The following is a 299-nucleotide window of genomic DNA, read 5'->3' on the forward strand; positions in this document are numbered from 1 at the left end:
AATCAAATCGAAAAAGAACAAGAAATCACCTTACAAGCTTTATCTTTAGATATGCCTTATCCTCCCTTTAGTTGCCGGATGGGCGAACATTTTTTACGACAAGGGAACATAGAAGCCGCTATTTTTTGGTATACAACGGCTTATCAACAAAAACCCTCTTCTCGTTATGCCTGGATGCTGAATCAATCAGCTTTTTACACATGGGTTCCGCATCAACAATTGGCACATTGTTATGAACAGCTTGGCGACCACAAAAAAGCAAAAAGGCATCAACAAAAGGCAAAACAATTTCAACAGAA

General features: G+C 38.8%; 1 pseudogene. It reads left to right on the plus strand.

Annotated elements, in window-relative coordinates:
• Positions 1 to 299, plus strand: a pseudogene (locus JDS99_RS31230) (glycosyl transferase); the annotation flags it as partial.

Origin of the sequence: Bacillus cereus group sp. N6 (assembly GCF_016483705.1) — a bacterium.
In the GTDB taxonomy this organism is placed as follows: domain Bacteria; phylum Bacillota; class Bacilli; order Bacillales; family Bacillaceae_G; genus Bacillus_A; species Bacillus_A wiedmannii.